Source organism: Lentzea sp. NPDC036949 (assembly GCF_055608075.1).
Window position 1 is genome coordinate 358,850 of record NZ_JBVJRA010000005.1, and the last position, 21,010, is coordinate 379,859.

General features: G+C 70.2%; 21 protein-coding genes. 9 read left to right on the plus strand and 12 right to left on the minus strand.

What is annotated here, in order from left to right; translation table 11 throughout:
- Positions 1–177: 177 nt before the first annotated feature.
- Entirely contained in the window at positions 178–2,004 is a 1,827-nt protein-coding gene (locus tag ACZ7CD_RS17195; protein ID WP_470379215.1) for a S8 family serine peptidase, read from the minus strand.
- Between the two features lie 245 nt (positions 2,005–2,249).
- Here ACZ7CD_RS17195 and ACZ7CD_RS17200 point away from each other — a divergent pair, with 245 nt between their 5' ends.
- Positions 2,250–3,215 (plus strand): hypothetical protein, encoded by a 966-nt coding sequence (locus ACZ7CD_RS17200; RefSeq protein ID WP_360398679.1) that lies wholly within the window; start codon positions 2,250–2,252, stop codon positions 3,213–3,215.
- 324 nt (positions 3,216–3,539) lie between these two features.
- Here ACZ7CD_RS17200 and ACZ7CD_RS17205 read toward each other — a convergent pair whose 3' ends face one another.
- Positions 3,540–4,124 carry an NUDIX hydrolase gene (locus ACZ7CD_RS17205; RefSeq protein WP_360398681.1) on the minus strand — a complete coding sequence of 195 codons (585 nt, stop codon included), beginning with the start codon at positions 4,122–4,124 and terminating at the stop codon, positions 3,540–3,542.
- A gap of 130 nt (positions 4,125–4,254) precedes the next feature.
- On the opposite strand from ACZ7CD_RS17205, the gene ACZ7CD_RS17210 reads away from it, so the two are divergent.
- Positions 4,255–5,352: a helix-turn-helix domain-containing protein gene (locus ACZ7CD_RS17210; RefSeq protein ID WP_360398683.1), complete on the plus strand. Its 1,098-nt coding sequence runs from the start codon at positions 4,255–4,257 to the stop codon at positions 5,350–5,352.
- Positions 5,353–5,367: 15 nt separating this feature from the next.
- Here ACZ7CD_RS17210 and ACZ7CD_RS17215 read toward each other — a convergent pair whose 3' ends face one another.
- Together ACZ7CD_RS17215 and ACZ7CD_RS17220 are read right to left on the minus strand one after the other, a co-directional pair.
- On the minus strand, positions 5,368–6,261 hold the full coding sequence (locus ACZ7CD_RS17215) for a ParB/RepB/Spo0J family partition protein (RefSeq protein ID WP_458433432.1): 894 nt from the start codon (positions 6,259–6,261) through the stop codon (positions 5,368–5,370).
- Between the two features lie 79 nt (positions 6,262–6,340).
- Positions 6,341–6,733, minus strand: coding sequence for a CoA-binding protein (locus ACZ7CD_RS17220; protein ID WP_470368667.1), 393 nt, complete (start codon positions 6,731–6,733; stop codon positions 6,341–6,343).
- Between the two features lie 131 nt (positions 6,734–6,864).
- On the opposite strand from ACZ7CD_RS17220, the gene ACZ7CD_RS17225 reads away from it, so the two are divergent.
- On the plus strand, positions 6,865–7,287 hold the full coding sequence (locus ACZ7CD_RS17225; RefSeq protein WP_360398689.1) for a YciI family protein: 423 nt from the start codon (positions 6,865–6,867) through the stop codon (positions 7,285–7,287).
- Between the two features lie 59 nt (positions 7,288–7,346).
- On the opposite strand, the gene ACZ7CD_RS17230 is transcribed toward ACZ7CD_RS17225, so the two are convergent.
- Complete coding sequence (locus ACZ7CD_RS17230) at positions 7,347–8,093, minus strand: LysR substrate-binding domain-containing protein (protein WP_458433435.1); 747 nt, start codon at positions 8,091–8,093, stop codon at positions 7,347–7,349.
- Positions 8,094–8,167: 74 nt separating this feature from the next.
- On the opposite strand from ACZ7CD_RS17230, the gene ACZ7CD_RS17235 reads away from it, so the two are divergent.
- The 3 genes from ACZ7CD_RS17235 to ACZ7CD_RS17245 are packed head-to-tail and all read left to right on the plus strand — an operon-like array spanning position 8,168 to position 10,440.
- The gene (locus ACZ7CD_RS17235; protein WP_360398876.1) at positions 8,168–8,533 is read left to right on the plus strand and encodes a DUF5997 family protein; all 366 of its coding nucleotides are present in this window, start codon (positions 8,168–8,170) and stop codon (positions 8,531–8,533) included.
- Between the two features lie 55 nt (positions 8,534–8,588).
- Positions 8,589–9,533: a non-homologous end-joining DNA ligase gene (gene ligD, locus ACZ7CD_RS17240; RefSeq protein WP_470379216.1), complete on the plus strand. Its 945-nt coding sequence runs from the start codon at positions 8,589–8,591 to the stop codon at positions 9,531–9,533.
- Positions 9,523–10,440, plus strand: coding sequence for a DNA polymerase domain-containing protein (locus ACZ7CD_RS17245; RefSeq protein ID WP_360398695.1), 918 nt, complete (start codon positions 9,523–9,525; stop codon positions 10,438–10,440). The genes ligD and ACZ7CD_RS17245 overlap by 11 nt, the downstream gene beginning before the upstream one ends.
- 5 nt (positions 10,441–10,445) lie before the next feature.
- On the opposite strand, the gene ACZ7CD_RS17250 is transcribed toward ACZ7CD_RS17245, so the two are convergent.
- The 6 genes from ACZ7CD_RS17250 to ACZ7CD_RS17275 form a co-directional block, all read right to left on the minus strand.
- A complete protein-coding gene (locus tag ACZ7CD_RS17250; RefSeq protein WP_470379217.1) occupies positions 10,446–11,306 on the minus strand; it encodes a hypothetical protein in 861 nt (286 codons plus the stop codon).
- Positions 11,307–11,395: 89 nt separating this feature from the next.
- Positions 11,396–13,087 (minus strand): ABC transporter family substrate-binding protein, encoded by a 1,692-nt coding sequence (locus ACZ7CD_RS17255; RefSeq protein ID WP_360398699.1) that lies wholly within the window; start codon positions 13,085–13,087, stop codon positions 11,396–11,398.
- Positions 13,088–13,164: 77 nt separating this feature from the next.
- Positions 13,165–15,294 (minus strand): ABC transporter ATP-binding protein, encoded by a 2,130-nt coding sequence (locus tag ACZ7CD_RS17260; RefSeq protein ID WP_470373267.1) that lies wholly within the window; start codon positions 15,292–15,294, stop codon positions 13,165–13,167.
- A complete protein-coding gene (locus ACZ7CD_RS17265; protein ID WP_360398703.1) occupies positions 15,291–16,271 on the minus strand; it encodes an ABC transporter permease in 981 nt (326 codons plus the stop codon). Before ACZ7CD_RS17265 ends, ACZ7CD_RS17260 begins: the two co-directional genes overlap by 4 nt.
- Before the next feature lie 14 nt (positions 16,272–16,285).
- Complete coding sequence (locus tag ACZ7CD_RS17270; RefSeq protein ID WP_360398705.1) at positions 16,286–17,263, minus strand: ABC transporter permease; 978 nt, start codon at positions 17,261–17,263, stop codon at positions 16,286–16,288.
- A gap of 526 nt (positions 17,264–17,789) precedes the next feature.
- Positions 17,790–18,827, minus strand: a complete 1,038-nt coding sequence (locus tag ACZ7CD_RS17275; protein WP_470379218.1) for a hypothetical protein — start codon at positions 18,825–18,827, stop codon at positions 17,790–17,792.
- An 18-nt stretch (positions 18,828–18,845) separates the two neighbouring features.
- Between ACZ7CD_RS17275 and ACZ7CD_RS17280 the strand changes: the two genes are divergently transcribed.
- Positions 18,846–19,391, plus strand: a complete 546-nt coding sequence (locus tag ACZ7CD_RS17280; RefSeq protein ID WP_470379219.1) for a DUF6886 family protein — start codon at positions 18,846–18,848, stop codon at positions 19,389–19,391.
- A 45-nt stretch (positions 19,392–19,436) separates the two neighbouring features.
- Complete coding sequence (locus ACZ7CD_RS17285; RefSeq protein WP_360398711.1) at positions 19,437–19,814, plus strand: PH domain-containing protein; 378 nt, start codon at positions 19,437–19,439, stop codon at positions 19,812–19,814.
- 52 nt (positions 19,815–19,866) lie between these two features.
- Here ACZ7CD_RS17285 and ACZ7CD_RS17290 read toward each other — a convergent pair whose 3' ends face one another.
- Positions 19,867–20,295 (minus strand): hypothetical protein, encoded by a 429-nt coding sequence (locus ACZ7CD_RS17290; protein ID WP_470379220.1) that lies wholly within the window; start codon positions 20,293–20,295, stop codon positions 19,867–19,869.
- Between the two features lie 275 nt (positions 20,296–20,570).
- Between ACZ7CD_RS17290 and ACZ7CD_RS17295 the strand changes: the two genes are divergently transcribed.
- Entirely contained in the window at positions 20,571–20,969 is a 399-nt protein-coding gene (locus ACZ7CD_RS17295; protein WP_470379221.1) for a VOC family protein, read from the plus strand.
- Positions 20,970–21,010: the final 41 nt, after the last annotated feature.

The window sequence follows — 21,010 nt, forward strand, 5'->3', positions numbered from 1 at the left end:
AAAAAGGGAACGCGGGGCCCCCGCGTGCCGTCGCACGCGGGGGCCTTCCGTGCGCTAGGAGAGTACGAAAGCTCCCCGCGTGCACCTTGCGTGATGGCGCACGCGGGGCTTGCGTGATGTCGCACGCGGGGGCCTTTCGTGCGCTAGGAGAGTACGGAAGCTCCCCGCGTGCACTTTCTAGGAGACGACGAGGGCGTAGTCGGCGTCCGTTGCGGCCGTCTCGCGGTGGCCGTCGACGTTGACCGCCGTCGCGATCACCTCGACCGTCCAGGTGCCCGCGGCGGGCGTCTGGACGAGCACGTTCTCGACGGTGTCGACGGTGTTCGCGGACCCGCCGGGCGTCGACCAGTTGCCGGCCAGCAGGCCGTTGTTGCCGTAGTAGACGGTGCCGTCGGGCGCGGTCACCTTGAGCGTGAGGTCGTTGACGGTGGCCTTGGCCGCGGTCGGCGAGCCGGCCGGGTCGGTGTAGGCCAGGGTGGCCCGCAGCGGCGTCTGGCCGTTCGACGTCACGGTGTACTTGCGCGACTGGCCGGTCGTGAGCAGGTCGGTCTCGTTGACCAGCACCGGCAGCTTCCAGCCGCCGGCCTTCGCGCGGTCGTAGAGGTTGCGCACGGACGCGGTGCCCCAGCCCTGGTGGGTGCGGGTCTGGTCGTGCGTGGTGCCGGAGAACGCGTGCTGGTCGGCGGTGTTGATCAGCAGCGCCTTGGCCGTGGCCGCGTGCGGGCGCGCGGTGAACACGTCACGGCCCTTGCCGGGACCGCCGTCGAACACGCCGTCGGCCCACATCTGGAACAGCAGGCCGGCGTTGCCGCAGGTGATCGGCGTGGCGCCGGACGTGCCGCCGAACGACGTGGTGTAGGAGGTGTCCGAGGTGGACGACGTGGTGTCGATGCGGTCGTAGAAGTTCGACAGCTCCGGCTTGATGCGGCCGTCGGCGGCCGGTCCGATCGACGCGCCGCCGTTCCACTTGTCGTCGGCGCGCGAGGCGGTGTTGTAGTGGTAGTGGCCGCCGACCGACAGCACGTTCTTCGCCCACGCCTGCGGGCGTGAGCTGCGGGTGCCGGCGTTGCTCTGCGACTGGCAGATCAGGATGTCGTGGTCGAACACGATCCGGTCCATCTGCTGCGAGACCGACGTGTACGCGGTGGTGAGCGAGTCGCCCCAGCTGTTGCTCTGGAACACCGCCCGGTACTGCCCCGCCGGGTCGACGAGCTGCGCGGTGTGGGCGTAGCGGTCACCGGAGTTGTAGACGGCGAAGATGCCCTGGCCCTCCGGCAGCACGCCGCGCTGCGCGGCCGAGACGCCGGAGGCGAAGATCTGCCCGTAGGTCGACGTGCCGTGCGAGGTGCTCGACGAGTTGCCGGTGTGCATCAGCGGCGGGCGGGCCTTGAACTCCTGGTGCGTGGTGCGCAGCCCGCCGTCCATCACCTCGCCGCGCACGCCCTGGCCGCGGTAGCCGCCGGCGGCCTCGACGTAGTTGGCACCGGACGACTCTCGGGAGATCGCCATGTCGGTCTCCGGCGCGGACACCGGGTCGACGGCGAGCACGGCCGGCAGCTTCGCGACCTGCGCCGCCTGCCCCGCGTCCAGGTGGGCCAGGATGTGCTCGCGGCTCGCCGAGATCGAGTCGACGCGCGCGCCGATCGCCTTGATCTTGTCGGCGACGGCCCTCTGGTCGTCGGCGTTCTGCTCGACGAGCGTCACCAGGTACGCGGCGGACCCGGACAGCGCGGCCACCTGCGGCCGGGCCTCGAACGGGCGCAGGTCCCGCACGTAGCTCAACCGGGCGATCCGCGCCGTGTTCGTCATCCGCGCCACGTAGGTGCCGTCCTGCACGAACGCGCCGAGCCGGACCCCGAGGCCCTTGAGCTGGACGCGTTGCGCGTCGGACAACGTGTCGCGGAACTGGAGCAGATATGCGCCCTCGACCGGTGCGGCGACCGCGGGCGTGGCACCGCTGATCAGCGCGAACACTGATACGGCGGAGAGAATTGTGCGCAGCACTAAAGGAACCTCCACATCGGCAGGGATGCCCGGACAGGAGGTGCAGTCCAGGCCCGTGACCAGCACGTTACCGTGATCGACGAGATCAGGGCATCAGTCGTTCGGCGGGAGATGATCTGTCATAGGGTGTAGGTCGGCCACTTTGCCCGTCGATATCCACATTCACCCGGACGGGTGCGTCCGCAGTAACGCCGGAGCAGGTGGGCCCGACATGTCCGGCGAACTGAAATCCGCGCGGAGGATGGATGTCTGTCTCACCTGAGCAGTTGATGGAAGAACTGCGCACGTTGTGCCGCGGGCGCGGTGTGCAGACTCCCGGAATCGACGTGCACGTCGGTCCTGCGCTGCGCCAGGTGTGCGGCATCGCGGAGGCGGACGGCGCGGAGACCGTGCGCACGAAACTGCGCGAGTGGGTGACGAACGCGGTGCGCGGATTCCCGGTGGAGGTCCGCAACGCCGTTCTCGCGCCGCTCGGACTGCACGACGAGGCGCAGTACCGGTTCCTCAACGAACGCATCGACTGGCTCGCGCGGCAGCAGGACCGCGGCGCGCGCACGGTGCGCAGGAGGATGGAGTCCGGTTTGCAGCGCCTCGTGGAGGTGGCGCTGCAACCGGCTCCGGCGACGGCGCCCCCGGCACCGTCCGAGTCGTGGCACGTCAAGGAGTTCGAGGCGCTGTTGAAGCTGGACGGCCCGACGCCGGCCTGCACGGAGCGCCGGACCGTCGTGGCCGACACCGACGGCGTGAACGAGATCGCCTGGTCCATCACGATCCCCTCCCCGACCCCCGAGGGCGCGCCGGGCGACCTGGACATCGAGGTGTTGCACGGGGTCGAGCTCATCGGCCACGAACGACCGTCCCCGCGGCGCTTCCTCATGAAGCTGCGGTTGCCCCGACCCCTCAACACGGGGCAAACGCACCAGTTCGCACTGGAGGTGAGGGTGCCGCGGGGACAGTCGATGCGTCCGACCTACGTGTTCTGGCCGGAGCGGATGTGCGAGTCGTTCCGGTTGCGGGTGCGGTTCGACCGGAACGACCTGCCCGAGTCGGTGTGGCGCGTCGACGAGGCCTTGGCCCGCGACACCGACGACCTGACGCCCTGGCCCGCGAGGCTGCCCGTCGACGAGATCGGTGAGATCGACGTGGAGTTCTCACACCCCCGTCAGGGCCGCGGTTACGGCGTGCAGTGGGCACCACGTCCGCCGGTCTAGGCGAAGACGCCCAGCAGAGCGGACAGGAGCTCAACGAAGAAATGCGGTTCCACGGTTTCCACCTCCCTGTTTCGGCAAGGGAGAACCGCAGATCGAAGTCGGGTCAGATCACCGAGACGATGAGGAAACTACCGGCCACGAATCCCACCAGCAGGCAGATCGCGGCCACCTTCACCACGGTGGCGAGTGAGCACAGAACTCTCATCGCTAATTCACCTTCTCATTTCGACTGACTTCGGTCTGTTGTTCTCGCGTGCCACAAGAATGCGACCGGGCCGATCGGATGAGAACGGGTTTCCTGTTTCCTGGTGGATCAGGAAACACCTAGTGCGCGGTGGCGCGGCGCAGTGCCATCACGAGCACCGCGTGGGAGCTGCCGGCGTGCGGGAGCATGCCCTGCTGGACCAGTTCGAGCGCGTGCCGGAACGGGATCGTGCGCACCCGTAGGTCGGACTCGCCGGGTTCGAGGGACGCCTGGCCCTGGGTGAGGCCGGTGGCCAGGAAGATGTGGTCGACGTGGTTGCTCAGGCTGTCCGCGCCGTGGATCTGGCCGAGCCGTTCCCACCGCTCGGCGTGCAGCCCGGTCTCCTCGGCGAGCTCGCGCGCGGCCGCCTCGGCGGGACCCGCGTCGGTCTCGTCCACGGCACCGCCGGGTAGTCGCCACTGCGTGCCGTTGTGCGTGTAGATCCACTGCCTGGTCAGCACGACCTGGTCGTCGTCGCGGATCGCCAGCACCGTCACCGACGCGGGCGCCACCACGTGCGTGTACACGCCGTGGCCGCCGTCAGGTCTGACGACGTCGTCGCTGCGGACTTCGAACCACGGCGAACGGTGAACCACGTTGGTCGCCAAGCGCTGCCAGACCATCACCACACCAGCCGAGGAGGAGTCGGGACACGTCGTAGCCATGCCTCACATGGAACCATCGCCAACCGTCCCAGATACGCCCAGTTGATCGTCAATGAATGGCCAAATCGTGGACATTCGGCTCGGTGGGGCGCGCGGCGCGACACACTGGCGCGGGGAGGGGGTGAGCCCGGTGTCGCCCACGTTCGCCCAGGAGGTGCGGCGCCTGCGCACCGAGCGCGGGCTGTCGCTGACCAGACTCGCCGAACAGGTCCGCTACAGCAAGAGCTACCTGAGCAAGATAGAGAACGGCCAGGTCCGCCCGACGCCGGAGATGGCGCGGGTGTTCGAGGACGCCCTGCACGCCGGCGGCCGGTTGACGGCGCTCGCCGACGCGCCGGCCCGCCCGATCCCGGCTGACGACACGGTGCTGCTGACGTTCGACGCGATGTTCGGCAACATCCGCATGCTCGGTCACCGCTCCAGCCCCGAGGCGGTGCTGCAGTGGCTGCGGCCGCAGGTCGACACGCTGGGCACGATGGCGCGTTCCGCCGGCGACCCCGGTCTGGGCCAGGGCCTGTGGCTGCTGGCCGCGCGGTACGCCGAGTACGCGGGGTGGATGGAGCAGGAGAACGGCGACGAGGCGGCGGCCGCGGAGCTGACCCGCCAGGCGGTGCAGTACGCGATCAAGGGCGGTGACCGTGAGCTGGAGGCCTTCGCGCTGGTCCGGTCCGCCGAGTTCGCCCTGTACCGCGGTGACGCGCGCGCCACGGTCGAACGCGCGCGCCGGGCCGGGCGGTCGCGGTCACCGGCGGTGCAGCGGGCGGCGGCGCTGCGGGAGGCGCAGGGCTACGCGCTGGCCGGGGCCGCCCGGCGGTGTGAGGAGACGCTGGAACGCGCCCTGCTGCTGCAGCAGCAGGGCGGCGAGATCCGGTACGGCTCGACGAGCCTGGTCGACCAGGTGGCGATCACGACGGCGTGGGCGTTCCACGACCTGGGCCGCCACGCGGAGGCCGCCGCGATCCTCGACCTGCAGCTGCCGCTGATCGCCCCGGCGGCGTTGCGCGCCCGCACCCGGTTCGGGCTGCGACGGGCGCTGGCCCACGCGGCGGCGGGCGACCTGGAGCACGCGTGCGAGCTCGTGACCGCGTTGCTGGACGACGTGCGGCAGGTGCAGTCGGCGACCGTGCACATCGACCTGACGGCGTTCAGCAACCTGCTCACCCGCTCCTGTCCCGCGGTGGGCCGGGAGCTGGCGGCGGAGATCGCGGAGCTCCTCTTCGCCGGCTAGCCGTCCGGCGCGGGGTCACACAGCGGCGCGGTTTTCGCGTTCCAGGGCGTCGGCCATCTCGGTCCACGCCTCGGCGCAGCTGCGCGCCATGTCCGCGACCAGCTCACGGCAGTGCGACGGCACCCCGTTCACCACCACGGCCCACTCCCCCGACGACACGGCGTGCGCCTCCAGCCAGCGCAGCACCAGCCGGCCGTGCTCGGTGAACCGCAGCGACGGGTCACGGCGCAGGATCGGCAGCGTCACGCCCGGTGCCCGCACCTCGGTGCGCACCTGCGGCACCACGGCGTCGGCCCGTTCGGCGGCGCGCATGCGTTCGGGCACCGGGTCCAGGCCCTGGCTCAGCCGCCGCCGCACGTCCCGCACCGTCCCCGGTGACACCCCGGCGGCGCGGGCGACGTCGCGCAACGACGCCCCCGGCCGGTCCTGGATCAGCTGGCCCGCGAGCCGGCGGCCGGCGGCGCTGTTGACCGGGCGGACCTTGCCGTCGCGACCGACCCTGCTCGGTGACTGGCCGCCCACGGCCCTGCGCAGGACGCCGACGGACTTGGCCGCGAGACCGGTGACGGCGGCGATCGAGCGGTCGGACCACTGCGGGTGCGACCGCAGCACCCGCCGGGCCGCCGCCTCGCGGTCGGCGGTGGACAGCGTGGCCTGGTTCAGCTCGACGGACAGGACGAACGCGTCCTCGACCGTCCCGTCGACGTACTCGACGTCGACCGAACTCCAGCCGCGCAGTGCCGCCGCCCTGACCCGGTGCACGCCGTCGACGACCCTCATCGAGGGCCGGTGCACGACGACCGGTGGGATCGAGGCGTCCGAGGACGCCAGGTGGCGGACGAACTCGTCACTGCAGCCGCCAACGCGCGGAGAATCCGCGGGCTGCAGCACGTCGATGTCAACGCGCATGGCAGAACAAGCCCCCCAGGCTCAGTGTCCCCGAACCCCCAGGTGCCGGAGACGACTACAACGCAGGGTAGCCAAGGCGTCAGCGCGAGCGCCACTCGATCGCCGGGCAGACGTCCATGACCATCCGCAGCCCCGCGTCCTTGGTGCGCCGGAACGCCTGGTCGTCGACCACGCCGAGCTGGAACCACACGGCTTTGGCACCGATCTCGACGGCTTCGTCGGCGAACTGCCCCGCGTCCTCGGAGCGCCGGAACACGTCTACGACGTCCACCTCGAACGGGACGTCCTTCAGCGAGGCGTAGCCCTGTTCGCCGTGGACGGTCTCGGCCGACGGGTGCACGGGCACGATCTTCTTGCCGCGCTGCTGCAGGAAGCGGGCAACGCCGTGGGCGGCGCGGGACGGGTTGTCGGACAGGCCGACGATCGCCCAGACCTGGCAGTTCTCGAGAATCCACTCGACGTCGTCACGCATGCGCCCAGCCTAGCCCCGCATCGCAATTTGTGACGCCGGTCACAATGGAGTCCGTGCTGTCGAAAGCCACCGCCGCCCGATCGACGCGTGGGTAGAAACGCACGCACACCCGAGTTCACGAGGAGACCGACATGCGCTTCATGGTCATCGTCAAGGCGTCCGAGGAGTCCGAGAGCGGCGTCCTGCCCACCGCCGGCGAGCTCGCCGAGATGGGGGCCTTCAACGAGGAGCTGGTGAAGGCAGGCGTGATGCTCGCGGGCGAGGGGCTCTACGACAGCGCGAAGGGCGTCCGCGTCCACTTCGACGAGAAGGGCGCGACGACCGTGGTCGACGGCCCCTTCGCCGAGACCAAGGAGCTGATCGCCGGCTTCTGGATCTGGGAGCTGCCCACGCTCACCGACGCCGTCGAGTGGCTGAAGAAGGCGCCGTTCCGCGGCGGTTCGGTCGAGATCCGGCAGATCCACGGCGCGGAGGCGTTCGAGGAGGTCATGACGCAGGAGCTCAGGGAGCAGGAGGACCGGCTGCGCGAGCAGATCACGGCGCAGAACCAGTAGCGGCGGCGCGTGGCGGGCCCACCCGGCCCGCCGCACCGTCCGGTGTGGACGCCGCGGGCCTAGCGGCGCCGGGTCTTCGCGCCCTTCTTGGCCGGCTTCTTCGGCTGCCGCTGCCCGGAGGACTGGCGCTGCCCGGAGGACTGCCGCGCCTGGGACTGCGACTTCGACTGGGCCGCCGCCTTGCGCGGCTTCTCGGCCGGTTCCGCGGCGGGACCGCGGGTGCTGTTGACCGTGCGGCCGCGCACGATGCCGATCAGGTGCTCGACCAGCTCGGGGTTCTCGTCCTCGATCAACCACGCCAGCGCGACCCGCGACTGCGGTGCGTCGTGCACAGGCACGTGCTTGAGGTCCTTGCGGTGGTGCAGGCGGGCCAGCGACTGCGGCACGACCAGCAGACCCACCCCCGCGGCCACGAGCTCGACGGCGGCCGCGGTGGTCTCCGGCCGTTCGACGGGCGCCTGTCCCGGCTGCTCGTCCCAGCGGAGGGTGTCGTCGGCGGGCTGCCACAGCACGTGCTCGCGCAGGTCGGCCAGGGACAGCTCCTCGGCGGCCGCGAGCTCGTGGTCCTTCGGGACGACGACGACCGTGGTCTCGGTGTAGAGCGGGATCGCGTGCAGGTCCTCGCGGTCGCCGGGCAGCCGCAGCAGCACGGCGTCGGCCTCCTTCGCGCGCGCCTTGGCCGCGGCCTCGGCGACGGGGACCTGGACGAGGTGCAGCGGGGTCTCCGGCAGGCGTTCCTGCCAGACCCGCGCCCACTTGCCCGGCGTCACACCTGGGACGTACGCGAGCGTGAAAGAGCCGGTCACCTCCCGAGAGTAGCCTGGTCCGCCGGGTGGCCGAACGACCCGGTTACCCTTTGCGCATGAAGTCGCAGCAGACGATGAAGCCCGCCACCGCCGCCAAGAAGCTCGGCGTGTACCTGGAGGCGACGCCCGAGGAGTTCCGGGCTGGCGTCGTCTCGCGCGACCAGCTGGACGAGATGCAGGCGAACCCGCCGGAGTGGCTGCGAGACCTGCGCCGCAACGGCCCGCACCCCAAGCAGCTGATCGCGCAGAAGCTCGGCATCTCGACGTCGGGCCTCGTGCGCGCGGGCATCACCGAGGCGCTGACCACCGAGCAGATCACCGCGATCAAGGAGGAGAACCCGGACTGGCTGGTGCGCGAGCGCGCCACCTACGCCGAGTTCAAGGCCGAGGAGGCGCGGCTGGCGGAGAAGGCCCGTCTGGAGGCGGACGCCGAGGCCTAGGAGCCGCCCCGCCGTTCCGCTGAAGAAACCGCTCCGAGCGGTTAGGTTGAACGGCATGGGCAAGTCCCCGGCTGTGGAGCTCGAGGTGGAGGACCGCGTCGTGCGGATCTCCAACCCCGACCGCGTCTACTTCCCCGCACGCGGGGAGACGAAGCTGGACCTCGCGCGGTACTACCTGTCCGTCAGCGACGGCATCGTCCGCGCCCTGCGGGAACGCCCGTGCATGCTGCACCGCTTCCCCGAGGGCGTCACCGGCGAGAAGGTGCACCAGAAGCGCCTTCCGCACGGTGCGCCGCCGTGGGTCCGCACGGTGCGGGTGCACTTCCCGCGCTACAACCGGCACGCGGACGAGCTGTGCGTCTCCCACCTCGCCGACGTCATCTGGGCCGTGCAGATGTCCACAGTGGAGTTCCACCCGTGGAACTCCCGCGCGGCCGACACGGAGAAGCCCGACGAGTGGCGCATCGACCTCGACCCGGGGCCAACGTGCCCGTTCGACCGCGTGCGCCGCGTCGCCCTGGTGGTGCAGGAGGTGCTCGCCGAGCTGGGCGCGGTGGGCTTCCCGAAGACGTCGGGTTCGAAGGGCTTGCACGTCTACGTGCGCATCAAGCCGTCCTTCGGCTTCCAGGACGTCCGCAAGGCCGCGCTGGCGTTCGCGCACGAGGTGGAGCGCCGCGCGCCCGACGACGTCGAGACCACCTGGTGGCGCAAGGACCGCGACCCGTCCCTGGTGTTCGTCGACTACAACCAGAACACCCGCGACCGCACGATCGCCAGCGCCTACTCGGTCCGCGGCCACCCGGAGGCCACGGTCTCGACCCCGGTCCGCTGGGACGAGATCCCCGACGTGGACCCGCGCGAGTTCACCATCGCCACCGTCCCCGCCCGGTTCGCGGAGCTGGGTGACCTGCACGCCGGCATCGACGACGCGGTGTGGTCCATCGAACCCCTGCTGGAGTGGGCAGCCCGTGACGAGCTCGAGGTCCCCGATGAGCAGTGACGCCGTGAAGTTCACGAGCCTCGACCAACCGCTCTTCGGCGGCACCGTCAAGGCCGACCTCGTCGACTACCTGGGCTTCGTCGCCGACCGCTTCGTCCCGGTCCTCGCCGGCCGCCCGCTGTCGGTGTGGCGGGTCCTGCGCGGCCAGGACCCCTTCATGCAGAAGAACGTCCCGAAGTACACGCCGTCGTTCGTCAAGACCACCTCGGTCTGGGCGGAGGCCTCCCACCGCTCGATCCGGTACGCGCTGTGCGACGACGAGCGGACGCTGATGTGGTTCGCCAACCAGCGGGCCGTCGAGTACCACGTCCCGCTGTCCGCCGGTGAGCACCAGACGCACCTGGTCCTCGACGTCGACCCGCCGGAGGACGCGGGCTTCGACGTGGTCGTGCGGTCGGCGTTCCTGATCCGCGAGGCACTGGCGGCGGCCGGTCTCTCCGGCCTGGTGAAGACGAGCGGTGCCAAGGGCGTCCACGTCTTCGTCCCCCTGCTCCCCCACGACCCCGACGACGTCGCCGCCGCCACCCGCGCCCTCGCCGCCCGCGCCGAGAAGCTCGACCCCGCTCTCGCGACCACGGCGTACATCCGCGCGGAACGCGGCGGCAAGGTCTTCCTCGACTCGACCCGCGCGTGGGGCGCCACGGTGGTCGCCGCCTACAGCCCGCGGTTGCGCGAGGGCCTGCCGATCTCGTTCCCGGTGCCCTGGGAGTCGCTGGCCGACGTGACCCCGGCCGACTTCACCGTCCGCAGCCGGTTCGAGGGCGATCCGTGGACGTCGCTCATGCCCGCACCGCAGCAGCTGCCCGCGGACCTCGTGGCCGAGGGGCACGAGATCCCGGTGGCCAGGGTCGTGGCGATGCACGAGGGGAAGCGGCGGAAGCGGGCGGCGGAGCAGGCGGGCGAGTAGCCGCGCTACGACGGGTCGGACCCGCGGAAGGCGCCCCACCACAGCCCGAGGGCCCCGGCGACCACCGTGGCCGTGACCCACCCGAAGAACCCGCTGTCGTCCAGGTAGGCCCAGAACAGCCCGACGAACGGTGCCGGGGCGAAGAACACCGAGTCGACCCGCAGCTGCGCCCACACCCCGCGCACCCCGACGGTCTCGGCGTCCGGCCGCACCGGGTTGTCCACGCGCCGTCCCCGCGGGTGCCGCGTCACCACCCGCCCCGACGGGTACACCGCCACCCCGTCCAGGAGGAACACCCGCCCGCGCCGCTCCCCGGCCGACGGCGACGGCAGCGTCACGAGCACCGGGTCGTAGTACACGGGCACCCACCGCTCGGCAGGCCCGTCGAGCTCCAGCCACGACCGCACCATCAGCCCTGACTGCACCCGGATCCGCCGCACGGTCGCCGCCTCCGGCGCACCGCGGCGGGAGGCGAGCAGCACCCGCACCGCACCGGCCAGCACGACCAGCACCGCCACCGCGGCGGGGAACGTCACGCCGCCCAGCGCGCGGTCCGTGTCCACCAGCAGGTCCGACCCCGGCAGCACCGCCCGCGACGGGTCGACCGGGTCGTAGGCGACCTGCGCCTGCCGGCCGACCAGCTTGTCCCCCGAGGAGTAAGCCACCCGCGCCGAACCGGACGGCCAGCGGACGTCCACGTAACCGTCCGAATAGGACACGACGTCGGCGATGGCACGGGAGGTCAGCGACGCCAGCTCCGCGCGTTTGTCCGTGTAGGACAGCCACGAGAACAGGGCGACCACGCCGCACACGAGCAGCACCACACCGGTGGCGACGAGACCATGACGCAAAGCGCGGACGCGCACAGGAAACTCCTACGGGCAAAGCGAACGGCCCGGCGGGGAGACCCACCGGGCCGTTCGGGTCTTACTACAACCGAGCACCTACAGCCGGGTCACTTCTGGATGAAGCCCATGTGGATGTAGTCGTACGGGCGGTTCGCGTACGCGACGGCACCGAAGTTCGCCACGGTGTCGCGGACCGCGACGGCGCCGGGCGACTGGTAGAGGGGCAGCTGGTGGCCCGCCTCCCAGATCTTCTTGTCCGCCTCGTTGGCGATCTCGAAGCGCTTGGCGTCGTCGAGCTCACCGTTGGCCTGCTCGAGCAGCTTGTTGATCTCCTCGGAACCGATGCGGCCGTAGTTCTGGTTGGTGCTGGCCTGGTCGAGGAAGTAGATGCCCTTGCTGTCCGAGATCGGCGAGGCCGAGGACAGCCAGCGGAAGCCGGTCATGTCGAAGTTGCCGACGTTCACGTACTGCTTGAAGTAGTCGGCGCTCGGCACGGCCTGGATGTCGACCTTGGCGCCGACGTCCTTCAGCTGCGTCTGGACCAGCTTCGAGATGTTGTCCGACACCGGGTTCGGGGTCGGGATGATGTACCGGATGACGAGCTCCTTGCCGTCCTTCTTCCGGGTCTCACCCTCGAGCTTCCAGCCCAGCTCGTCGAGCTGCTTCTTCGCGGCTTCCTTGTCGAACGCGGCGACGGCCGAGTTGTCCTTGTACTCCTTCGAGCCGATCAGGAAGAAGTGGTTGCCGACGACCTGCGGCTCGCCCTTGAGCATCTGGCCGAGCAGCGCCTTGGCGATCGTCTTGGTGTCGATGGCCTTCATCAGCGCGACGCGGAGCTTGGCGTCCTTGAGGATCGAGGTGTCCGCACCGTTGAACGTGATGTGCGAGTAGTCCGGCGACACGGCCTGGCGGATGACGGCGCCCGGCGTGGTCTTGGCACGCTGGAAGTAGTCGATGTTCGAGCCGATGTCGTAGAAGTCGATCTGGCCGTTCGCGAACGCGTCAGGGCCGGCGGTGCGGTCGACCTGGCGGAACGTGATCGAGTCGAGCTTCGGCTTCTCGCCCCACCAGTTGGCGTCGCGGACGACGGTCACGATCTTCGCGGTGCGGTCGATCGAGCCCAGCTTGAACGGGCCGGCGGTCGTCTGCGGCTGGTCGGCCCAGCCCTTGTTGAAGACCTCGGGCGAGTCGAACATCGCCTTCGGGTAGAGGGGCGAGAAGATGCCCTTCCACTCGGCGAACTTCTTCTTGAACGTCACCTTGACGTCCTGGTCGGTCGCGCCCTTCTCGACCTTCTCGATGTCCTCGTAGCCCGTGGTGGTCGACACCTCGTAGGCCTTGTTGGTGCCGTTGAGGGCCTTCCACATGGACTCGAAGTCCTGCCACGAGATCGCGGTGCCGTCCGACCACTTGGCCTTCGGGTTGATCTTGAACTCGAGGACCTGCGGGTCGGACGACGCGAGCTTCGCGTCCTCCAGGTAGTCCTTGTTGACCTCGATGGTCGAGTCGGCCTTCTGCGTGAACAGGCTCGGCATGAACGTGCGGAGCATGACGTCCGTGTCGGCGTTCGTGCCGTCGAGCTGCCAGTTGTTCCAGTTGTCCGCCAGCGAGGTGATCGGCCAGTTGAAGTTGCCGCCGTCCTTCACCTTGGACGCGTCCTGCGGGTTGATGTCCGCCTGACCGACGGCCTGGTCCGTTCCCTTGAGCCCGGTGTCGTTCTTAGCGGGCCCCCCACACGCCGTAAGCGTGAGGGCGACCGCGACCAGTGCGGCCGCTCCCACCTTGGTACGTCGACTCACTGTCGTGAACCTCCCTCGTGCCCGGACACCAGTTGCCGGGGACACTGTTCCTTCGTGCACGCAGGTCACCTGAGCCATCAGAGGACCTGTCGAATCTGGGCGAAGTGGCAGGCGGCCTCGTGGTCGGCTGCCTGGACCTCGCGCGGCGGTTCCAGCTCGATGCACGTGCGCTGCTTCTCGGGAGGCAGCGAGGCGTGCAGGAAGCACCGGGTGCGGAACCGGCAGCCGGACGGCGGGTTCGCCGGGCTCGGCAGGTCGCCGGTGAGGATGATGCGCTCGCGCTGGCGTTCCTTGACGGGGTCCGGGATCGGGATCGCCGACAGCAGCGCCTGCGTGTACGGGTGGCGCGGTGCGTCGAACACCGAGTCCACCTCGCCGATCTCGACGATCTTCCCCAGGTACATCACGGCCACCCGGTCCGCGATGTGGCGCACCACCGACAGGTCGTGCGCCACGAACAGGTAGGCCAGTCCGAGCTTGGACTTCAGCTCCTCCAGCAGGTTGATGACACCGGCCTGGATGGAGACGTCGAGCGCGGAGACCGGCTCGTCGAGCACGACGAGCTTGGGCTCCAGAGCGAGGGCGCGCGCGATGCCGATGCGCTGGCGCTGGCCGCCGGAGAACTCGCCGGGGTAGCGCGACACCACCTCGGGCCGCAGCCCGACGAGCGACATCAGCTCCGGCACCCGGCGGGCGATGTCGGACTTGCCGTAGCCGTGCACCTGCATCGGCTCGGCGATGATGTCGTAGATCGGCAAGCGCGGGTCGAGCGAGGCCATCGGGTCCTGGAACACGACGGACATGTCCCTGCGGATCTCGAAGCGACGCTTGGCGTCCAGGGACGCCACGTCCCGCCCGAGCACGGAGATGCCGCCGCTCATGGGCTTCTCGAGGCCGAGGATCTCCATCAGCGTCGTGGTCTTGCCGCAGCCCGACTCGCCGACGAGGCCCAGGGTCTCGCCCTCGCGGATGTCGAACGTGATGCCGTCGACGGCGTGCACGGTGCCGACGCGGCGCTTGAACACCACGCCCTTGGTGACCGCGTACTCCTTGACCAGCTCGTCGAGGCCCAGCACGACGTCGCGCTGCTCGCGCGGCACCTTGGCGATCTCGGCCTCTTCGACGACCTCGGCGCCGTAGATCTCCGCCGCGGCCTCCGCGCCCTCGGCGTCGGTCGCCGCGATCTCGCCGGTGCGGATGCACGCGGCCTGGTGCTCTGGCGAGCCGTCCACGTCGATCAGCGGCGGCTCGGCGGTGTGGCAGGCGTCGACCACCATCGGGCAGCGCGGCGCGAACGGGCACCCCGGGGGGAGGTCCGTGAGCGCGGGCGGCTGGCCCACGATCGGCACCAGCGCCTGCTTCTCGCCGACGTCCAGGCGCGGGATCGAGCCGAGCAGGCCGAGCGTGTACGGCATGCGCGGCCGCTGGTAGATCTCGTCGACCAGGCCGGTCTCGACGGCGCGGCCCGCGTACATGACCATCAGCCGGTCCGCGAACCCGGCGACCACGCCGAGGTCGTGGGTGATGAGCACGATGCCAGCGCCGGTGACCTCCTGCGCGGTCTTGAGCAGTTGCAGCACCTGCGCCTGCACCGTCACGTCGAGCGCGGTGGTCGGCTCGTCGGCGATGATCAGGTCGGGGTCGTTGGCGATCGCCATGGCGATCACCGCGCGCTGCCGCATGCCGCCGGAGAACTCGTGCGGGAACGCCTTGGCGCGCTCCGCGGCGTTCGGGATGCCGACCAGGTCGAGCAGCTCGACCGCGCGCTTGGCCGCGGCCTGCTTCGACACGGCGCCCCTGCGGTGCACCAGGATCGCCTCGGCGATCTGGTCGCCGACGGTGTAGACGGGCGTCAGCGCCGACAGCGGGTCCTGGAACACCATCGAGACGCGCCGGCCGCGGATCTTCGACAGCTCGGTGTCGGTGCGGCCGATGAGCTCGCGGCCCTGGAACCTGATGGAACCGGTGATGCGCGCCGAGGACGGCAGCAGGCCCATCACGGCGAGCGACGACACGGACTTGCCGGAGCCGGACTCGCCGACGATGCCGAGCACCTCACCGGGCGAGACCTGGTAGCTCAGGCCGCGCACGGCCTGCACGCGACCGGCCTCGCTGGGGAAGGACACGTGCAGGTCCTCGACCTGCAGCACCGGCCCGACGGCCGCCGGGCCGGCCGGCGAGTCGAACTGGATCTCCGAGGTGGTCATCGGGACGCCTTCTCCTTGCTGTCCTTCTTCTCGCGCTTGCGCACGCGCGTGGAGGTCGGGTCGAGCGCGTCGCGCAGACCGTCGCCGACCCAGTTGACCGCCAGCACGAACACGACGAGGAAGCCCGCCGGGAACAGGAACAGCCACGGGAAGGTGGTCGCGGACTGCGACGCGGAACCGATCAGGGTGCCGAGCGAGACGTCGGGCGACTGGACGCCGAACCCGAAGTAGCTCAGGCCCGTCTCGGCGAGCACGGCCGACCCGACGTTGATGGTCGCGTCGATGATCAGCAGCGACGCCATGTTCGGCACGATGTGCTTGGCGATGATCGTGCGCGCCGGCTGGCCCATGAACTTGGCCGCCTTGACGAACTCGCGTTCCTTGAGCGTCAGCGTCATGCCGCGCACGATGCGCGCGGTGATCATCCACTGGAACGCCGCCAGCATGAACACCAGCAGCCACCACGACTCGCCGCGGAACAGCGGGCTGAGGATCGCGATGATCAGGAACGACGGCAGCACCAGCAGCAGGTCGACGACCCACATGAGCGCGCGGTCGGCGACGCCGAGGAAGTACCCGGCGGTCGCGCCGATGATCGCGGCGACGGTGGTGGAGATGAGCGCCACCAGCATGCCGATGATCAACGACTTCTGCAGCCCGCGCATCACCTGCGCGAACATGTCGGTGCCGATGTTGTCGGTGCCGAAGATGTGCTCGTTGTAGGGCGGCTGCAGGAACGCGGTGTAGTCGCGGTCGGTGTAGCTCCACTGCGAGAAGAACGGGCTGACGAACGCCATCAGGTACAGCACCACGATGATGCCGAGCCCGACCAGCGCCAGCTTGTTGCGCTTGAAGCGGATGAACACCAGCTTGCCGCGGGTCATCGCCTTGCCGGGGTCCGGAGCGGCGTCCACCGGGCTGCCGGAGGCGGCGCCGGAGGTTCCCGCGGAGTCGCCCTCGTTGAGGATCACGGTCACGTCGTCGTCCTCTTCTAGTTGACCCGGATGCGGGGGTCGAGTGCGGCGTACAGGACGTCGGCCAGCCAGCCGGAGAACAGCACGCAGACCGCCACGAACAGGGTGACCGTCGCGGTGACGTTCGTGTCCTGCTTCGAGATCCCCTCGACCAGCCAGTGGCCCATGCCGAACCAGTTGAAGATCGTCTCCGTGAACGTGCCGCCGACGACGAGCAGGCCGAACCCGAACGCGAACAGCGTCGCCATCGGGATGAGCGCCGTGCGCAGGCCGTGCTTGAACAGCGCCCGCCTGCGGGTGAGCCCCTTGGCCTGCGCGGTGCGCAGGAAGTCGCTGCCCAGCACGTCGAGCATCGACGAGCGCTGGTAGCGGCTGTAGTAGGCGATCTGGCCGAGCGCGATCGTCAGCGTCGGCAGGATCAGGTGCTGCATCCGGTCCCAGAAGTGCTCGAACCAGCTGCCCTCGAAGTTCGGCGTCGTCTCGCCGACGAACAGCAGCACGTTGCTGCCGACCGCCTCGTTGAGGTCCTGTGCGCCGATCTTGAGCAGGTTGCCCAGCACGAACACCGGCGTGGACAGCAGTATGAAGCTGAAGAGGGTCGCGAAGTAGTCGCTGAACTTGTACTGCCGGATGGCGCTCACGACGCCCAGCAGCACGCCGAACAGGATGCCGATCGTGATGCCCAGCAGGAACAGCCGCAGGCTCACGCCGACGCGCCGGCCCAGCTCCTCCGTGATCGGCCGGTCGGTGACCGTCTTGCCGAAGTCACCCTGCACGACCCCGCTCATCCACGTCACGAACCGCTGCGGGATCGGCTGGTCCAGGTGGAGGTCTCTCTTCTTCGCCTCGATCGTGGCTGCCGGCGGCGGGGGGTTGCGCTGCTGCAGCACCCCGATCGGGTCGAACGTGACGGAGGCCAACGTGAACGCGAGGAACGTCGCCACGAGGGCGAGCACCACGTAGTTGACCAACCGCCGCAACAGAAATCCGGCCACCCGTGTTCAGTCCTCTCCCCGGTGGTTGCGACGTCGGCGCACTGGATTGCAGTGGACGAGTTGCACGAGATTAACCGCCGTTCTGGCGGACCGCCGCCCACCCCCACCATTCGCGGGGGCCCACTGACCGGGCCATAGTCGCCCACGTCAGCGGCAAAGGACGGCCGATCAGCCACATCAACAGTTGACTCTCGGCGATTGTGTGTCCAAGCGTGACCATTGTGCGTCCAGATCGCTGTATTCCCGGGCTTGTTCTGTCTCGGCACGGATCGACATGCCGCATCCGGGTGAATGCATTGACCGGAAGACGTGGGACAAGCAGCGCAATGTCATCGCAAACCCGGCATCACACAGCGGAGCTATTCGGGTGTCCGGAGTGACTGGATCGATCAGGCCCAGCGGGTGCCGCCGGGCGGCCCACCGGTGGCTCCGCCACTCCGCCCGCGAGCCGGTCGTCCCGTGGCCGCAACCGCCCCGCCTCCAGGTGGGCCAGCGGTGAGGCGTGACGCGCGGTGTGGTGCGCGGGTCAAGCCAGCCGCCACAGGCGGTCGCCCGCGATCACGAACACCTGCCCGCCCGCCACCGCGGCGGCGCTGACCTTCCCGGTGGGCCCGTCGGCGGGCCGCTCGTCCCGTTCGGACACGAGCTTGACGCCGCCGTGGTCGACGAACAGCGTCGGGACGCCGTTGACCGGCACCGGTGGCGCGAGGTCGTCGCGGTCGCCCACCGGGACGTCGGGCATCGAGACCTTCCGCCACCGGGCGGGCTCGGCCTGCGACCCCTGCCACCACGCGAGCTTCCCGCCGCTGCGGCCGACGACGTGGCAGGTGCCGTCCCAGCAGCGCGCGGCGAGCGCGGCGTCACCGTCGGGGAGGGTCGCGGTGGTCCAGGTGCCGCCGTCGAACCGCCAGACCGCGGCACCGGTGCTGCCGCCGCCGGTCTGCCAGCCGACGACGAGCGCGCCGCCGTCGCCCGTCGAGGTGGCCGCCATCGGGAACTTCAGCAGCTCCTGCGAGCTCTCCAGGACCGTGCCCGCGCTGGGTTCGCGGGTCCACGTGCCGGCGCCGTAGGTCCAGGTGGCGATGTCGAGACCGGCCTTCGCGCTCTGCCAGCTGCCGATGATCCGCGGGCCGGTCGCGGTGCCGACGACGGTGAGCAGCTCCCCCGCGCCGTACCCGCCGAACGTGCTGAAGCCCTGCGGCTGCTCGGCGATCTGGCGGCCGTCACCGGTCCACGCGCTCCACCGGACGTTGCCGTGCGCGCCGCCGCGTTCACCGCCGACGCCGAAGACGTCCCGGCCGTCGGACGTGAGCCCGTACCAGTGGGCCTCCTTGCCGTACGGGGTGGCCGGCGTGAGGCGGACGGCGCTCTGGGTGCCGTCCTTCGCGCGCAGCACCAGCTCGGGGTGGTCGCTGGGCCGCGTGCCGACGAGCAGCGCGTCCCCGTGCGGCGCCAAGGCTTCCGGGGTCGCGGTCAGGTCCACGCGGACCAGCTCGACCCCGTTCGCCGCGGTGCCGGAGCACCCGGTGAGCACCAGCAGAACCACGAGCACCAACCTGCGCATGGGCGTCAGTATGACCACATGCGCCCTGAACGCGGACAGGTTCTGCACTTCTCCGAGGACCCGGCGATCACGCGGTTCGTGCCGCACCTGGCGGCGACCGCGCGGCAGTCCGGCGAGTACGTGTGGGCGGTGGACGCGGAGCGGTCGCCGGACCACTGGTTCCCGCGCCAGTGCCCGCGGGTGCTGGCCTGGGTGGTGGACGGGACGACCGCCGGGGACCGCGACCGGGTCATCGGGCCCGGCTGCGGCGACCGGGTGCACGCCGTCGAGTACGGCTGGCTGGAGCGGATGCGGACGGTGGTGCTCTACGCCTACCGGTTCGACGCCGGGCCGTTCCACCCGTTCGGCGAGCAGGGCGAGGGGCCGGGGCACGCGGTGGTGGCGACGGTCCCGGTCGAGCCGCTCGAGCCGCCCGAACGCGTGGGCGACCTGTTCGAGCTGCACGAGGAAGCGGAGATCTCGTTGCGGGTGCTGCCGGCGCTGCAGCCGTTCTGGGCCGCGGTGCGCGGGAGCACCCTCGGGTGGAGCGGCATCCGGTTGCGCAACGCCCGGCCGGTGGGGTGACCGGCGTGCGGACGAGTTCCCGGGAAGCCTGGTAAACGTGGACGCATGGGACTTCTCAGCGGGATGATGGGCAACGCTTCCAAGCTCGACCCCAGGGCGGCCGCGCAGGAGTTCGGCCGGCTGCTGGCCCAGGGCGAGCAGGTGCACGCGGCGTACCAGCTGCTGCGCGACGCGTTCGTGTTCACCGACCGGCGCCTGATCCTGGTCGACAAGCAGGGCATGACCGGCAAGAAGGTCGAGTACCACTCGATCCCCTACCGGGCGGTCACGCAGTTCAGCGTGGAGACCGCGGGCCACTTCGACCTCGACGCGGAGCTGAAGATCTGGGTCTCCGGCGCGGACGCGCCGATCGCCAAGCAGTTCGGCAAGGGCGTGGACGTGTACGAGGTGCAGGCCCTGCTGGCCGCTTTCGTCGCACGGTAGCCGGTGTCCTGTGTGGACACCGGCGGCGCGGGAACCCGTTCTGCGGTGAGCCCTAGCGGGCCTGCAGCATCGGGCGGAACCGGTCGCGGTACGCCCATGCCAGACCGATCTCGGCGGCCACGACGAGCAGTGCCGTCACCAGGCCGCCGGTCTCCAGGAAGACGTGGAACAGGAAGATGTTCACCACCACCGGCGCCAGCAGTGCGAGGGCCAGCGGCACGAACCGGCCGACCATCAGCAGCACGCCGGCGACGAGCTCGACACCGGCGGTCAGCTGCAGCATGTACCCGGTGGCGTACAACGCCCCGGTGAACGCGACACCACCCGGCGCCATGGTGCTCGGGTCCGGTGCGGGCAGGAACATCAGGAAGCCGTTCAGGCCGGTCGTCGCGAACAGCAACCCGGTCAGCACCCGCGTCACGGCGGTGGCGTAGCGGCCGACGGCGAACTTGCGGGCGGCGGTGGCGGTCGTGGCGCTCATGGTGATTCCCTCCAGGATGTCGTGTCCTTCCACTGATGCGTCGAACGGCACCGGCACCGGATCGACACGCGCCGCGAAAAACCTTGAAAGAGTTCTGCCGCCGGCCCGAGCACGAGGACCACGTCGTCTCCACGGTCCTGCCAACGTTGTCACCTCGGGCGCGGCACCTCGTGGCCACGTTCGCACGGCTTGGCCCGGTGCGGCGTGCGTCAGGTTGTCGGCCTGGTAGGGCTTTGCGAGTATGCGGGTCCGTCTCTTCGTGAGGAGCGATTCCGGTGGCCACTCGCCTCAACCCGTACCTGCGCTTCGACGGCTCGGCCCGCGAGGCCATGGAGTTCTACCACTCGGTCTTCGGCGGCGAGCTGAAGGTGAGCACCTTCGGCGAGTTCGGCATGCGGGACACGCCGCAGGCCGATCAGGTCATGCACGCCCAGCTGGAGACCGAGGCCGGTTACACGATCATGGCCTCGGACACGCCGCCCGGAATGGACCACCGGCCCGGCGACACCATCACCGTGTCCCTGTCGGGCGACGACGAGGTGCTGCGCACCTACTTCGAGAGGCTGTCCGAGGGCGGCGAGGTCGGGACGCCGCTGGAGAAGCAGATGTGGGGTGACGAGTACGGCGACCTCACCGACCGCTTCGGCGTGCGGTGGATGGTCAACCTCGGCTGACCGGTCCGGCGAGGTCCTCCCGCCGGGTCGCGGCGGTGGCC

Bases quoted from the DNA above. Each gene is read 5' to 3' on its own strand.
- ACZ7CD_RS17200 (WP_360398679.1), top strand. From the start codon at position 2,250: ATGTCTGTCTCACCTGAGCAGTTGATGGAAGAACTGCGCACGTTGTGC.
- ACZ7CD_RS17205 (WP_360398681.1), bottom strand. From the start codon at position 4,124: ATGGCTACGACGTGTCCCGACTCCTCCTCGGCTGGTGTGGTGATGGTC.
- ACZ7CD_RS17215 (WP_458433432.1), bottom strand. From the start codon at position 6,261: ATGCGCGTTGACATCGACGTGCTGCAGCCCGCGGATTCTCCGCGCGTT.
- ACZ7CD_RS17220 (WP_470368667.1), bottom strand. From the start codon at position 6,733: ATGCGTGACGACGTCGAGTGGATTCTCGAGAACTGCCAGGTCTGGGCG.
- ACZ7CD_RS17225 (WP_360398689.1), top strand. From the start codon at position 6,865: ATGCGCTTCATGGTCATCGTCAAGGCGTCCGAGGAGTCCGAGAGCGGC.
- ACZ7CD_RS17235 (WP_360398876.1), top strand. From the start codon at position 8,168: ATGAAGCCCGCCACCGCCGCCAAGAAGCTCGGCGTGTACCTGGAGGCG.
- ligD (WP_470379216.1), top strand. From the start codon at position 8,589: ATGGGCAAGTCCCCGGCTGTGGAGCTCGAGGTGGAGGACCGCGTCGTG.
- ACZ7CD_RS17245 (WP_360398695.1), top strand. From the start codon at position 9,523: ATGAGCAGTGACGCCGTGAAGTTCACGAGCCTCGACCAACCGCTCTTC.
- ACZ7CD_RS17260 (WP_470373267.1), bottom strand. From the start codon at position 15,294: ATGACCACCTCGGAGATCCAGTTCGACTCGCCGGCCGGCCCGGCGGCC.
- ACZ7CD_RS17275 (WP_470379218.1), bottom strand. From the start codon at position 18,827: ATGCGCAGGTTGGTGCTCGTGGTTCTGCTGGTGCTCACCGGGTGCTCC.
- ACZ7CD_RS17280 (WP_470379219.1), top strand. From the start codon at position 18,846: ATGCGCCCTGAACGCGGACAGGTTCTGCACTTCTCCGAGGACCCGGCG.
- ACZ7CD_RS17285 (WP_360398711.1), top strand. From the start codon at position 19,437: ATGGGACTTCTCAGCGGGATGATGGGCAACGCTTCCAAGCTCGACCCC.
- ACZ7CD_RS17290 (WP_470379220.1), bottom strand. From the start codon at position 20,295: ATGAGCGCCACGACCGCCACCGCCGCCCGCAAGTTCGCCGTCGGCCGC.